Annotated in this window: 14 protein-coding genes and 2 pseudogenes; 1 reads left to right on the forward strand and 15 read right to left on the reverse strand. The window is 36.6% G+C overall.

Going from position 1 to position 13,385, the window contains the following annotated elements; translation table 11 throughout:
* The 9 genes and pseudogenes from QZU83_RS02055 to QZU83_RS02095 all read right to left on the reverse strand — a co-directional run.
* Window positions 1-965 (reverse strand): V-type ATP synthase subunit B (locus QZU83_RS02055; RefSeq protein ID WP_295609298.1); only part of this gene is annotated, 965 nt, incomplete at its 3' end.
* 2 nt (window positions 966-967) lie between these two features.
* A pseudogene (locus QZU83_RS02060) lies at window positions 968-2,652 on the reverse strand (V-type ATP synthase subunit A).
* Window positions 2,649-2,966, reverse strand: coding sequence for a V-type ATP synthase subunit F (locus QZU83_RS02065; RefSeq protein ID WP_295609299.1), 318 nt, complete (start codon window positions 2,964-2,966; stop codon window positions 2,649-2,651). Before QZU83_RS02065 ends, QZU83_RS02060 begins: the two are co-directional and overlap by 4 nt.
* Window positions 2,963-4,065 (reverse strand): annotated as a pseudogene (gene ahaC / locus QZU83_RS02070) (ATP synthase A1 subunit C). Before ahaC ends, QZU83_RS02065 begins: the two are co-directional and overlap by 4 nt.
* 16 nt (window positions 4,066-4,081) lie before the next feature.
* Window positions 4,082-4,693, reverse strand: a complete 612-nt coding sequence (locus tag QZU83_RS02075; RefSeq protein WP_295609300.1) for a V-type ATP synthase subunit E — start codon at window positions 4,691-4,693, stop codon at window positions 4,082-4,084.
* A 13-nt stretch (window positions 4,694-4,706) separates the two neighbouring features.
* Window positions 4,707-5,192: a V-type ATP synthase subunit K gene (locus QZU83_RS02080; RefSeq protein ID WP_295609301.1), complete on the reverse strand. Its 486-nt coding sequence runs from the start codon at window positions 5,190-5,192 to the stop codon at window positions 4,707-4,709.
* 63 nt (window positions 5,193-5,255) lie between these two features.
* Window positions 5,256-7,259, reverse strand: coding sequence for a V-type ATP synthase subunit I (locus QZU83_RS02085; RefSeq protein WP_295609302.1), 2,004 nt, complete (start codon window positions 7,257-7,259; stop codon window positions 5,256-5,258).
* 6 nt (window positions 7,260-7,265) lie between these two features.
* Complete coding sequence (locus QZU83_RS02090) at window positions 7,266-7,544, reverse strand: V-type ATP synthase subunit H (protein WP_295609303.1); 279 nt, start codon at window positions 7,542-7,544, stop codon at window positions 7,266-7,268.
* Between the two features lie 165 nt (window positions 7,545-7,709).
* Window positions 7,710-8,060, reverse strand: coding sequence for a hypothetical protein (locus QZU83_RS02095; RefSeq protein WP_295609304.1), 351 nt, complete (start codon window positions 8,058-8,060; stop codon window positions 7,710-7,712).
* A 62-nt stretch (window positions 8,061-8,122) separates the two neighbouring features.
* Between QZU83_RS02095 and QZU83_RS02100 the strand changes: the two genes are divergently transcribed.
* Complete coding sequence (locus QZU83_RS02100; protein ID WP_295609305.1) at window positions 8,123-8,452, forward strand: hypothetical protein; 330 nt, start codon at window positions 8,123-8,125, stop codon at window positions 8,450-8,452.
* On the opposite strand, the gene QZU83_RS02105 is transcribed toward QZU83_RS02100, so the two are convergent.
* From QZU83_RS02105 to QZU83_RS02130, 6 genes are read right to left on the reverse strand one after another with little or no spacing between them, the layout of a single operon-like run.
* A complete protein-coding gene (locus QZU83_RS02105; protein WP_295609306.1) occupies window positions 8,442-8,780 on the reverse strand; it encodes a hypothetical protein in 339 nt (112 codons plus the stop codon). The two genes, QZU83_RS02100 and QZU83_RS02105, sit on opposite strands and share 11 nt — an antisense overlap.
* A 2-nt stretch (window positions 8,781-8,782) precedes the next feature.
* Window positions 8,783-9,292 (reverse strand): nitroreductase family protein, encoded by a 510-nt coding sequence (locus QZU83_RS02110; protein WP_295609386.1) that lies wholly within the window; start codon window positions 9,290-9,292, stop codon window positions 8,783-8,785.
* Complete coding sequence (locus QZU83_RS02115; protein WP_295609307.1) at window positions 9,279-10,091, reverse strand: citryl-CoA lyase; 813 nt, start codon at window positions 10,089-10,091, stop codon at window positions 9,279-9,281. Before QZU83_RS02115 ends, QZU83_RS02110 begins: the two co-directional genes overlap by 14 nt.
* Before the next feature lie 42 nt (window positions 10,092-10,133).
* Complete coding sequence (locus QZU83_RS02120; RefSeq protein ID WP_295609308.1) at window positions 10,134-11,006, reverse strand: fumarate hydratase; 873 nt, start codon at window positions 11,004-11,006, stop codon at window positions 10,134-10,136.
* A 4-nt stretch (window positions 11,007-11,010) separates the two neighbouring features.
* On the reverse strand, window positions 11,011-11,913 hold the full coding sequence (locus QZU83_RS02125; protein WP_295609309.1) for a peptidase: 903 nt from the start codon (window positions 11,911-11,913) through the stop codon (window positions 11,011-11,013).
* 5 nt (window positions 11,914-11,918) lie between these two features.
* The gene (locus QZU83_RS02130) at window positions 11,919-13,325 is read right to left on the reverse strand and encodes an MmgE/PrpD family protein (RefSeq protein WP_295609310.1); all 1,407 of its coding nucleotides are present in this window, start codon (window positions 13,323-13,325) and stop codon (window positions 11,919-11,921) included.
* Window positions 13,326-13,385: the final 60 nt, after the last annotated feature.

Raw genomic sequence — 13,385 nt, forward strand, 5'->3', positions numbered from 1 at the left:
TCAGGAATTGGGTGAGTAATATCGTCTTGAGGCATAACTAAGATAGGCATTTGAGTAATGGAACCTTCTTTACCATCAATACGTCCTGCTCTTTCATAGATACCAGCGAGGTCAGTGTACATGTAACCAGGGTATCCTCTTCTTCCAGGTACTTCTTCCCTAGCTGCAGAAATTTCCCTTAAAGCTTCACAGTAGTTGGTCATATCTGTTAAGATAACCAATACTTGCATACCTAAAGTGAATGCATAATATTCAGCAGTAGTCAAAGCCATTTTTGGAGTTAAGATTCTTTCAATAGCAGGGTCGTCTGCTAAGTTCATGAATACTGTTAATTTTTCTAATGCTCCGGTACGTTCGAAGTCTCTCATAAAGAAGTTTGCTTCTTCGTTTGTAATACCCATAGCTGCGAAAATTACTGCAAATTCATCGTCAGCTCCTAATACTTTAGCTTGTCTCGCAATCTGTACAGCCAAATCGTTGTGAGGTAAACCAGATCCTGAGAAAATAGGAAGTTTTTGTCCTCTTACTAATGTGTTCATTCCGTCAATGGTAGAGATACCAGTTTGAATAAATTCTTCTGGGAATTCACGAGAAGCAGGGTTCATAGGAGCCCCGTTAATATCCAATTCTTCATCAGGGATGATTTCAGGTCCACCGTCAATAGGTTTACCGATACCGTTAAAGATACGTCCTACCATGTCTCTAGATACACCGATTTTTGCGGTTTGACCAGTGAATCTTGTTTTGGTATCTTTAGTGTTTAAATCATTAGTTCCTTCGAAAACTTGAATAACAGCAACATCTTTAGTTACTTCAAGAACTTGTCCACTTCTTTTTTCACCGGTAGGTGTTTCAATATCTACAATTTCATTGTAACCAACGCCTTCTACTCCTTCAACAACCATTAAAGGACCGGAGACTTCAGATACAGTAGTATATTCTCTAGTTTTAATATTTGTATTCATTTTTAAGCCTCACTGCATTGTTTAGTAATTGCTGATTGAATTTCTGCAATTTTTGCATCAAATTCATCTTGTGGTATGTATTTCATTTTACCGATTTCTTCTTTAACAGGTAAAGCTACAATATTTGCGATTGGAGCACCTCTGTTAACTGCTGCAAGAGATTCTTTGTAGAATAAAAGGATTGTTTTTAACATTTTGTACTGTTTATCAGGAGCACAGTATGTATCTACATCATCAAATGCATTTTGTTGCAAGAAGTCTTCTCTTAACATACGAGTAGTTTCTAAAGTAGCTTGGTCAGTTTCAGGTAATGCATCAGGACCGACTAATTGTACAATTTCTTGTAACTCAGATTCTTTTTGTAATAAGCTCATATACTGTCAACATATAATGAATAACTTTGTAGCCAGTCGATTGAAGGGAAGTGACGTTTATCCGCAAGGGATGCATCTAACGCCCAGAACACTTTACAGATACGTAAGGTGTTTTGTGTAACAGGTTCGGATAAGTCCCCACCAGGAGGAGATACAGCACCAACTACAGAAATGGATGCAATGTGTGGTTCTGAACCAATGGTTTCAACCCTTCCAGCTCTTTCGTAGAATTGAGCTAATCTGGATGCTAAGTATGCAGGGTAACCTTCTTCCCCAGGCATTTCTTCCAGCCTACCTGAAATCTCCCTCATAGCTTCAGCCCATCTTGAGGTTGAGTCTGCCATGAGCGCTACGTCGTAACCTTGGTCACGGTAGTATTCAGCAATAGTAATTCCGGTATATACACATGCTTCACGAGCTGCTACCGGCATGTTGGAAGTGTTTGCAATAAGAACAGTTCTGTCCATCAATGGGTTACCTGTTTTAGGGTCGTCAAGGAATGGGAATTCGGTAAGTACTTCTGTCATTTCGTTACCACGTTCTCCACATCCGATGTATACAACGATGTCTGCGTCTGCCCATTTAGCTAATTGTTGTTGTGTAACAGTTTTACCTGATCCGAAAGGACCTGGAATAGCTGCTGCCCCACCTTTAGCTACAGAGAAGAAAGTGTCTTGTGCTCTTTGACCAGTTACTAAAGGTATATCAGGGTCTAATTTTCTTACATATGGACGGCTTCTTTTTACAGGCCATTTTTGGAGCATTTGGATTTTTTGTCCGCCAACTTCAGCAATGTCTTCCAATACTGTGTATTCGCCTTCAGCTGCAATTTCGGTTACTTCACCTTCAACGGAAGGAGGAACCATGATTTTGTGTAAAACTGCAGTGGTTTCCTGTACTTCACCGAGTACGTCTCCAGCTTGTAAGACATCTCCAACTTTTGCCACAGGTTTGAAAGCCCATTTTTTCTCTTTGTTAATGGAATCTACATCAATACCTCTTGCAATAAAATCACCGGATTCTTCTCTGATGATTCTTAAAGGTCTTTGAATACCATCGTAAATGGAACTCATAATACCTGGACCAAGTTCTACTGACAATGCTCCACCAGTACATTCAACTACTTCACCCGGTTGGATACCGGCTGTTTCTTCATATACTTGGATAGTTGCGGTGTCACCTTCAAGCTCAATGATCTCACCGATGAGCTTTTCATCACCTACCCTAACCATCTCAAGCATCTGAGCCCCTCTCATACCATCTGCGACAATAACAGGCCCAGCAATCTTAATAATATTTCCTTCAATAATCATTTAACCATCTCTACCCCGATAACTCGTTTAATAAGGTCATTTATTTGATCAGATGATCCTCCAGAGGACCCATCTTTATCTGGTATTTCAATTATCATAGGTAAAACGTCAGAACCGATTGTTCTGTTAATATGTTCTCTAATTTCATTCGCCATTAACTGAGTAATGATAATAATTGAAATCTCTTCATCTAAAAATTTATCAAAAGCTGCGATTGCTTCTTCAGAAGTATTAACCACTTCTGCTTTTTTGACACCGCCTAATCTAAATCCTGAAACGGTGTCAATATCACCAATAACTGCTACTGAACTCATATTAACATCTCCATGATTTTAGAATTAGGGAAGTCTGCTTCTCTTTTTGCTCTTGCAATAATTTTTAAATTTTTAATTTCATTTTCTTTTTAGATTTTGAATAGTCGGAAGTGTAAGTGTCCAATGCCTTTTCAAATACTGCAACTGAACCTGTTTCATTGTATACAGGCATTGCATCTGTTAATGCTTCGGCATATTTTGTTCCTTCCAATCCGGATACTACGTTAGTAACATCAGGGGATTCCATTAAATCTTTAAGTTTCCATTCACGTAATTGGTATCCTTCTTCTAATATATAAGGAGCGATTGCATCATAATCAAGGCCATCTTCTTTTGCCCTTATAATTAGTTTAAGATTAGCTACATCAACTTGAGTTCCAACATAAGAATATAAAATCTGTTTATTTTCATCAGATGGAACATCTGTAGAACGTAATAATTTGCCCAAATAATATTTATCTAAAGCAGATTCTAATGGAAGAATCATTTTAGTATCTTCATATTGTGGAAGAGCATCTTCTAAAGCTGCAGCGTATTCGGTACCATCCAAACTTGTGACAATGTCAGTTACATTATCAGCTTCGGCTAAAGATTCTAAATCATCATATAATGATCCGCAAGGAATCAATAAGTCTTTTGTTTCATCAGCTGAAAGACCTACTTCTTTAGCTGTCAAGAGACTTTTGATATTGTCAATGTCTGCTTTTTTAGACATTACAACAAATGGATCTTTAATGTCTTTAGGAGCTAATCTTGCAACAAAGTCATAAGTGTTTGCACGTTCAACGTCCAATGCTTTGTCAAGAGGATACTCATCTAAAACATCAGCATATTCAGGAATGCCTCTGAGATAGTTTTCAACTTCTTCAATGTTGTTAGTTTCAACGATTTCAGAAATCTGTTTCTCATCAAATAATCTTCCTTTTCTAGCTCTTACTCTTGAACTTGGGTTAAGATAAGGATAAATGTCCAAAATTGGTCTAGATGTAATGATTACAACTACTGCACCTACAACAAGTATTGCTAGGATACAGAAAACAAGAAATGTTTCTGATGTAAGTCCTACAGAACTTATTAAGGTAGCAATTTCATCTGCCATATATTTATCCTCCTAATTATTTAAATAAAACTTCAGCAACTTCACTACGTAAGATACTTTTATATCTTTCTAATCTAGCTTCTATAGTATTATTTACTTCAATATCTCCATTACTAGTTTTTAAGATGGCCCCACCAATAGCTTTGATAGGTTCACCTAATGTAAACTTAATACCATCTATTTCAAAACTGTCGCCTGAAGGTAAATCTTGTTTGAAACTATTTGTATCGGCTTCGTTTAAATGGATAATTAAATCATTAGAACCAATTTCATCAGCAGCCTCTTTAATCATTTTGCTTAATGAATCTTTATATTCATCATCATTATCAGCTGCTTTTGCTTTTAATTCTCCAGTTGCTTGATTGAAAGCCGCTTCGATTACTTCTTCTTTAGCGCCTAATTTTGCTCTACGAGCATTCATCTTAGCTTCAGAGATAATTTGCTGATATCTCATATCAGATTGTTTTTTACCATTTTCTAAAATTTTAATTTTTTCCGCTTCTGCTGTTTTTTCAGCTTTTGCAGTAATTTCTGAAACATTTGCGTTTGCATCTTGAATGATTACATCAGCTTTCTCTTGGGCTTCAGACATAATGCTTGAAACAATTTTATCTGTGCCTGAGCTCATATAAATTGCCTCCTTAAGCTAAGATTCCACCGAATACCATAAGTAAAATAGCAATCAAGAAACCGTAAATAGCTTGTGTCTCTGGTAATGCAGAGAAGATAATACCACGAGCAAACATATCATTGTCTTCTACGATAGCACCGACAGAGGATGCTGCTGCCATACCTTGTCCCATACCGGAACCTAAACCAGCGAATCCAATAGCTGCACCTACACCAATAGCTACAATACCAGCTTCGGTAGGTAAGCCTTTTCCTCCACCTAATAAACCTGAGAATACTAATAATAAGATTGCAACCAAGAACCCGTAAATAGCCTGAGTTTCTGGTAATGCGGAGAAAATAATACCCCTTGCAAACATATCGTTATCTTCTGCAACTGCACCTACAGATCCAGCAGCTGCCATACCTTGTCCTAAACCGGAACCTAATCCAGCAAATCCAATTGCTACTCCAGCACCAATAGCTGCTAAAGCAGTACCTAAAGCAATATCTGCCATATTTAATCACCTTTGAAATAATATCGATTTTTAAATTTAATTTAAGATATAAATGAAAAATTTTTAATTTTTAAGTTTTGTAAATGTCCTTTTTGCTTTGAAAGCTTCGAACTTGCCTTTACCTTCTTCAAAGAATTGAGCGAAGAACTCTACATAGTTAAGACGTAAAGCGTTAATAAATGCACCTAATACTTGGAAAGCGAAGTTTGCAATATGACCACCAATGAATACGATGATTGCAAGAATAATTCCAACAGCTGGAACCATACCATTAACCATAACTGCTAAAATGTTTACAGTCATAGCAATACCACCGGTAGCTAAACATAATGCTAAAAGACGAGCAAAGGATAAAACATCTCCCATAAATCCGAAGATATCCATTACACCATAAGCACCGTTAGCCCAAATTAACAATCCAATAGTGATAAGAACTAATACTCCACCTAATGCCATTCCAATCATACCTATTGCAGGCATGACGTATCCTAATGCAATTAAGGCAATACCGGCTTCAAATACAAACCAACAAAGTTGAGATCCAATAGCCTCTTTAACCCTTCCGTATCTGAAGTTGTTAATAGCACCTAATACAAATCCGATATTTACATATAATAAACCGATAGCAATAGCGATTATTAAAATGTTTTGAGGATTTTTAAATGCTTCAACAGGTCCGAATACGGTTGGCAAACGGAAACCAGCTATTCTTTCCGGGAAGTCCCCAATAAAACCATTGGTAATCATACCCAGTATGAATGCCCATAAACCGGACCAAATAAGGATCCAACCAAATGAATGCATTGATTCTTTAACTTTTCCAAGACCTTTCAACAATACAACACCAATCAATGATACAACTAAACCATAAATTGCATCGGTTAAACAGAAACCGAAGAAGAATGGGAAAGTAATTGCAACAAATATTGTTGGGTCCATCGCATTATAACGTACTGGAGAGTACATATCTACGAGATATTCGAAAGGTTTTGAATACCATCCATTTTGTTGTAAAACCGGAACATCTTCATCATCTGTACCTTCAACCTCTATTGTTTCAAAGGCACAATGTCCGTCGGAACTTTTTTCAACCAATTGTTCAACTTTTTCAGTGTCCTTAACAGGCACCCATGCTTCTAAAACATAAGCATCATTGGTTTGAACAAATGATGAAAGGATTTCGTTCTTTTCTTTTTCATTTTCTAACTGTTCTTTGAGAGCCAAAATCTCATCGTCCCATTGTTCTGCAACTGCTCTTAATTCCTTTTTAACGGAATCACGTTCAGATTCAATGGTTAACAATCTGGAATCAGCTTTTGAAATAATGTGCTGAGGAGTACCTTCAACATCGCCTATTTCAATTTTCTCAAAGTCGAATTTACGAAGTGTTGAATAAACATCATCACTAAATTCTTTTAATGTTACTACAGTGATAATTTCTCCTTCCTTATCATCCATAGGAACAGTAAATACTTCTAATTCATCTGTCAAGTTACTTAATTCATTTTTGATTTCTGAAGCAGATTCAGCGTTAATCCTACCAACAGTAGTAGAAGTGTACTTGGAATCTTTTAAAAGAGCTAAATCCATGTCAAAATTAGATAAGCGATTAGCCAAACTTTTATTAGACTTGAGTTCACTTGTTTCAGCGTCGAGTGCGGCTAGTTTTCCTTCAATAACAGTTGTTTTACTCTCTACTTGAGCTAAAGTATCTTCAGCTTTTTCAATGAAAGCCTCGGTATCTAAAGCCTCTACTTCTTTTTGAACAGGCATGTCTGGACTAATAAAAGACATTAAAGTATCTTTTAACCCATGGCCTTCTGATAAAGAATCTCCCAATAGTTCAGATATACCATTTGTTTTCATGAGAAGTGAAGATAATTTACCTGTGTAAGGAGTAGCCTTTGCAGGAGCTACTAATTCCGCTAATTCAGGATCTTGCTGAATGCTTTCAGAAATATCACTGACTTGTACGAGTCCTGATTCGTGGAGAGCATCCACTGTAGGAGTTACATACTTTTCCAGTGTAACAATTCTAATTTTACGCATTCTAGCTGTCTTGAACATATAATCTCACACTACAAAATATTTTTGACAATAATTGAAGCAGACTTCCCCTTTAGACTGCTCAGCAATTGTTTGTGCTTCTTTTTTAGCCTTATCTTCTGCATCAAAAACAGTATTTTTAGCTTCTTCTTCAGCTGCGATTTTAGCTTCGGAAATTATTTCTTCAGCTTTTAATCTAGATTCAGCAACCAAATCTTTTGATTGTGCCTGTGAATCAACAATAAGTTGTTCAGCATCAGATTCAGCTTTTTTTATCATTGCGATTGCGTCTGATATCTCTGCCATAATTAATCACCATGGTGTATTTATTTTTGTTGAGCAATATATATATCTTTTACTATTTAATATGAGTAAAAATAGCTGAAATTTAAATTTAAATAAAAAAAAGTATTCAAAAAATAAAATTTAGATAAAAAAATGATTAAAAAAAATAAATAAAAGATAATTAAATTATCTATAGAACCATTTCAAGATTTTAGGAGGTAATTTTTGTAAATAAGCAAGGACTGCAATTATTATGATGATTAAACCTACAATTACAAATTCTACACTGTAGGGATAGTCAAGCAACATATACCCACTTACACCAATGACAATACCCTCAAAGAAAAATACCGCTTTAGTCCAGCTGGGATTATACAGTATTATCAAATAAGCAACAGCTATCAGAATAAGTATGATTGCAGTAGCTATAACTTCTGTAGTGATTGGCTTGTGAGTAACAAATGGAGAAACTGCCCAAACAATTAACATCAATGCCAACATTACTCCCAATAATTTAAACATTTTTACATTTGCCATAATAACACTAATCTTAATATTTACTTTATAATATTTATACCATTATACTCCAAATGATATACATGGACCGTGCAGTTTGGATAATACTTAATGAAAATTTCTCACTAACACTGGACAGTGAGATAAAAGACGGCAAAATTTGTGATGAAAAATTCTCTCCAGGAGAAGACATTTGGACAGAAGAGATTCCCCGTTTAGGATTCAGTGACGAAAAAGTCCAGGCGGATTATCAGGATTTCGTATCAGATATTGAAGCGCTATTCAGTGAGGAAACTGTTGATGCAGTATTCATCAATGCAAAAATAGGTGAAGAGTCAGAATACGTCAACTCAAAAAATCCATTAATAATTCGAAAAATAGAGGAGTATAGTGTTGATGAAATCATAAGATAGCATTAGCCTTGTTCAACACTTCATCCATATTGCTGAATTCAAGAGGATCCCCTTCCTCTGAAACCTTTTCTGTGGTTATCAACACATGAGGGGATGCCCATAAGTAAGAATATGTAAAATACACTAAATTAACAATTATTAGTGGCCAGAAAAAGGTTAAAGCCACCAATAGGCAAACTACCTGAATCAGTATATTCCCATATCTTCTTTTTATCATCAGGATAAAATTTTCTTCCTGATCCATTATCTTAAATTTTTTCTGCAACAATTCCTCTGAAATCCTGTTCATTTCATTAGAACTGTCTGCAGGCAAGATAAATAACTTCATTTTTAATCAATGTAAACTACAAATTCATCGAATTCTTTTCTTGGAGTTTCACGAGGTTCGGCATTGCCGTATCCTAATGGAGTGAACAGTACAGGTTCTTCGTTTTCATCCAAGTTCAGGAATTTATGAGCTTCATATTTTTTAAATGCTCCTATGTAACAGGTTCCAAGACCCACATCCTGTGCAGCTAAAATCATATGATCCATTACAATTGTTGCATCAATGTCTGCTATATTTTTACCGTCCCAAGGTCTTGTCCATGCCTTATCCCTGAGTGCCACTACACACAATACGATAGGTGCCTCTACAAACCATCTTGCCCCATATATTTTAGACAACTCTTCCTTATGTTTTTTAGTGTCAATTACATAAACTTTGAATGGCTGGTAATTTACACCTGTCGGAGCCAATGTGGCAGCCTTTAAAACATAATCCAGCTTTTCCTTTTCAACTTCCTTATCCAAATATCCTCTTACACTATATCTTTCAGTTATAACATCAATGAATTCCATCATATCTTCCTCCTTCATAGATTATGTCATCAAGGTCACAAAAACGTCTGAATTCCTCTTCCTCCATATTTTCCTCATGGATATGGGCAATAATTCCCGGAACCCTGCCTATTATGAATACGCCCAAACCCAAGTCTGGAGTGAATCCCAAATCAGACAAGATAGCTGCATTTGCACCATCCACATTTAACCGGATATCCTTTTTTTGATAAATCAAGTCTTCAAGGGCCAATGCCAACTTGATATGGGGTCCGATAAAACCTTCCTTTATTACAAGCTCCATCAGCTTATCCGCCCTTGGGTCAACTTTATGGTATCTGTGTCCAAAGCCAGGAATTTTTTTATCGTTGATGAATTCGTTATAAATATCAATGGCCAGACTTGCAATCTGCTTATTGTCAAGGCCTGAATCTCCTGTACGGTATATTGAATTTATCCTAGACTGATATAACTGCATAGTCTTTTCGATTGCGCCTGCATGCTTATGGCCAAAAGACAATAACGCTCCAGCCACAGCGGAATTCATTGGGGAACCTGATGAAGCAACAAGCCTTGCAGTTTGAGTGCTTGGAGGAGTCACACCATGATCACAGAATGAAACAAGAACATGATTGAATATTTTCCCCTCTTTGGGAGACGGCAATCTTCCTTTCATGAGCAAATAAACCATATCACTATAACGGATTTTTTCGATTAAATCCCTTTGGTTATAACCCATAGTTACTATTTTATCTTCCTCTACGCGGGAAATGGCTGTTTTTAAAGAATGAGGATTAACTCTAAAATTATTTTCTTGCATTTTCATGTACCTTTTTAATTGTTAATTTCTAATATGTTCAATTTATAATTTTAATGTTGCTACTCTTGGTTCAACAAAACATGATGGCCTTACCGCAACTATCCTGACACCGCTTGCCCTTTGATTACCTACATTAACATAAGATCCCAGAACTGTAGTTTTTCCGCCGAAGCCTAACGGTCCGATTCCAGTATCATTCAATCTTGAATTTACATATATTTCAGTGTCGCTTTGATTTGTCAAATTTCCGTATGCAACTGATTTTAAAAGTAACGCATTGGCTTCATAGTGTGTTCTTCCAATCCCTATTGACGGAATGGATGGAGTGCATCCAAGCATATTAAGAGAATCGCTCAGCCAATCGATTGCGGTATCGATGACATTTTTAAAAGACCTCTTATGGTAAACCCTATATGTTTTTGCTCTGATTTCAGGACCTCCGCCTTCAAGGATGAAGTGGAGATTCAAAGTATCGGGAGATATTTCCCTTTTATATGTGGATTCGTCATTTGCACAATCAATCAAAATGGAAGCCGGCTTGAGCATTCCCGGTTTTTCATATAGTCCAATGCTTTGTTCTATTCTCTGGATTTCATTGCCTTTGACTGCCATTGGCCTTGCCGGAAGATTATTCAAACCTAAAGCTATTCCTTCATGAATCTGATTCAATAAGTCTCCAGTAATTTCCCTTTCACAGCCCGCTTCAATGATTACATGTGGAATTCCAGTATCATCACATAGGGGAAATCTGGTTTTCTCAGCAACCTTATAGTTTTCCAGGATTTGTGAGAGCGCCCAACGTGCATTCTCATTATCCTCAATTTCAATTGCATTTTCAAGTGCAACCAATTTATCATCAGTCAGTGTGGTTGATGCCTCTATAATACTTTTAGAAATCTCTTCTATAATCTCCATAAAATCACTCAGGAACTGATAAATCATTACTCTGATTTGGAGATGCAATAGCCTCCGGACAATAGCTTTCAATCATTCTTTTAACAAGAAGAACCTGCTTTATACGAGCTTTTGCTTCTTTTTCAGTTGTATCCCAATTATGATTGGCCGCAACGGAACCTCCGGTTTTTAGATAAACCGGTGCTGCAACATCGATGAATTTCGGCACTTCATAATGCCTGATGAATCCTCCAGTGGATTTTGGATTTTCGGTGTGCAAGTCAATTGCCATATCCACTGCATTTCTTATGGCTGCAATCATTGGAATTTGAAGGTCTCTGACCGGATTTAAAGAATTCAGACCATTTTCTTCAAGCAGTTTTGCAGCTGCAGGATTTGAATGGCCTGCATGAGCAGATAATTTAAAATGAGTATTTTTGGGAATTTCACCTTCAGCCCTCATCTTATTCAAGGTCCAAAGCAGTCCCTCATCATATAAAAGAATTCCTCTAACTCCGAGCTCGCATGCCTTTTTTACATCTTCAATGGCATAAACAAGATTATCATAACCCCTAAGCCTGTAGCCTATTCTGCTTCCTTCAGCCGTGTGTACAGTTGCTGAAGTATCATATGTCGCCCTTGGACCTACTGATAAAAACAGCTCACAGCCATAATCCTTGGCCAGATTAACCATCGACATTATTTCATCATCACTTAAAAGCATGATCCCCTTAGTTTGAGTAACCCTATGAATAAAAACATCATGCTTGCGGGATTCGATTAAAAGAGTTTTCATTGTATTCGGAGACTGGATTCCGGGAACCTCAAAACGATACTGTCCTCCATCATCAAATCTCTTGGAGGATTTGAAATCGCTGAAAGTCTCTTCAATTCCAATCTTTTTTAAAAATTCCTTTGTTCTATCCATAATATCTACTCATTTAATTTTTGAACTACATATTTCATAGAATACTCTTCAATAGAATCGATTACCGTAAGATTTCTTATATCATAAAGGGGATTGTTTGATTTGAATTTATCGATTAATTCACTTAATTTAAACGGATTTTCAAAATCACCCCGTGGAAGCATGGTGATATTCTGGAATACGCCGTTTCTGAAGGTCTTGTCCAATTTGATAATTACATTTGACGGCCTTTTGTCAGGGTAAAGTTCATTTAACTTGTCATCAGAAAGGATTATCATCCTATTTGCAAGATTTTTGATGCTGTTTACCTTATCAACAGTTGAATAGTTATCCAAAAGACCATATTCAATCAGCTGATTGATGTCATCGACAGTGACCTCACCAACCACAAGGGAAATCGCAACGGCATACGGCAGTGACTGCCTTAACTCCTCAATGTTTTTAGGATTGAAGTTATTATGTTCGGCAGCAACATCATATGTCTTGACGGCAATGTTCTCAATATGGTCATATTCATCACCTATGCTCGCCTTCAGCTTCAGGGCAGTGTCTATAGATGAGTGAATATGTCTGCAAAACGGATACTTTTTAAAGTAGATGTCCCTAACTCTCACTTTTCCAATCTCCTTCAAGACATTTTCAAATGAGAAATCTTCAACATCATAATCATCACCATAGACCATGGTTTTCAAAAATCCTTCCTTTCCTTCAAAGATTGTTCCGCTGCCTGTAAATCCGTTCCTTGCAAGAAATGCTGACAGCATACCATTATAGATAGCTTTTCCCACATGCAGGGATTTGCCCATAGTTCCGCCATGGTCAGATTCCAGAAGTCCTGCAGATTGAGTTCCGCATAAACCAAGTGCATTTAAGATTTGTTCCTCATCAAGTTTTAATAATTTTGAAGCTACAGTTCCTGCAACAAAGGCTCCTATTGTCCCAGTTGTATGAAATCCCTTGTTTCTGTGTTCAGGATTGACAATTTTTCCAAGAAGAATCCCCACTTCATAACCTACAATAACTCCTTCCAAAAATTCCTTTCCGCTTAAGTCGAAACTTTCAGAAATTGCCAGTGCAGTCGGGAAAATAACTGATCCCAAATGGATTTGAGCCCCCCTATGACCATCATCCAACTCCAAAACATGCGCTGAAACACCATTCAAAAAAGCGGCACTCAGCATATTGGTTTTTAGATTTCTTCCTATAACTGAAGCTTTTAAATTTAGATTAAAGTTTCCTGAAAATATTTCTTCAACTGTATTAAAAGCTATTTTTGAAGCCTCTTCATCTGCTCCCCGGTAGGTTACTCCAAAAAAATCTAAAAAAGCAGCTTTTACAGTGGTGATGGATTCCACAGTTGCTTGTTCATAACGATAGTTTGAAATAAATTTAGAAATATTTTTTAAAAACATAAAACACCTAACTATAATATATGTAAAAATAGTGTTAAATAGTTAACTTATGAATTTTAA

This window comes from uncultured Methanobrevibacter sp. (assembly GCF_902771435.1).
Classification (GTDB): domain Archaea; phylum Methanobacteriota; class Methanobacteria; order Methanobacteriales; family Methanobacteriaceae; genus Methanocatella.

What these genes read in the sequence shown, in the direction of transcription:
- QZU83_RS02120 (WP_295609308.1), bottom strand. Translation starts at nt 11,006, where the DNA reads ATGGAGATTATAGAAGAGATTTCTAAAAGTATTATAGAGGCATCAACC.
- QZU83_RS02095 (WP_295609304.1), bottom strand. Translation starts at nt 8,060, where the DNA reads ATGGCAAATGTAAAAATGTTTAAATTATTGGGAGTAATGTTGGCATTG.
- QZU83_RS02125 (WP_295609309.1), bottom strand. Translation starts at nt 11,913, where the DNA reads ATGGATAGAACAAAGGAATTTTTAAAAAAGATTGGAATTGAAGAGACT.
- QZU83_RS02100 (WP_295609305.1), top strand. Translation starts at nt 8,123, where the DNA reads ATGGACCGTGCAGTTTGGATAATACTTAATGAAAATTTCTCACTAACA.
- QZU83_RS02080 (WP_295609301.1), bottom strand. Translation starts at nt 5,192, where the DNA reads ATGGCAGATATTGCTTTAGGTACTGCTTTAGCAGCTATTGGTGCTGGA.
- QZU83_RS02085 (WP_295609302.1), bottom strand. Translation starts at nt 7,259, where the DNA reads ATGTTCAAGACAGCTAGAATGCGTAAAATTAGAATTGTTACACTGGAA.
- QZU83_RS02075 (WP_295609300.1), bottom strand. Translation starts at nt 4,693, where the DNA reads ATGAGCTCAGGCACAGATAAAATTGTTTCAAGCATTATGTCTGAAGCC.
- QZU83_RS02105 (WP_295609306.1), bottom strand. Translation starts at nt 8,780, where the DNA reads ATGAAGTTATTTATCTTGCCTGCAGACAGTTCTAATGAAATGAACAGG.
- QZU83_RS02110 (WP_295609386.1), bottom strand. Translation starts at nt 9,292, where the DNA reads ATGGAATTCATTGATGTTATAACTGAAAGATATAGTGTAAGAGGATAT.
- QZU83_RS02090 (WP_295609303.1), bottom strand. Translation starts at nt 7,544, where the DNA reads ATGGCAGAGATATCAGACGCAATCGCAATGATAAAAAAAGCTGAATCT.
- QZU83_RS02115 (WP_295609307.1), bottom strand. Translation starts at nt 10,091, where the DNA reads ATGCAAGAAAATAATTTTAGAGTTAATCCTCATTCTTTAAAAACAGCC.
- QZU83_RS02130 (WP_295609310.1), bottom strand. Translation starts at nt 13,325, where the DNA reads ATGTTTTTAAAAAATATTTCTAAATTTATTTCAAACTATCGTTATGAA.
- QZU83_RS02065 (WP_295609299.1), bottom strand. Translation starts at nt 2,966, where the DNA reads ATGAGTTCAGTAGCAGTTATTGGTGATATTGACACCGTTTCAGGATTT.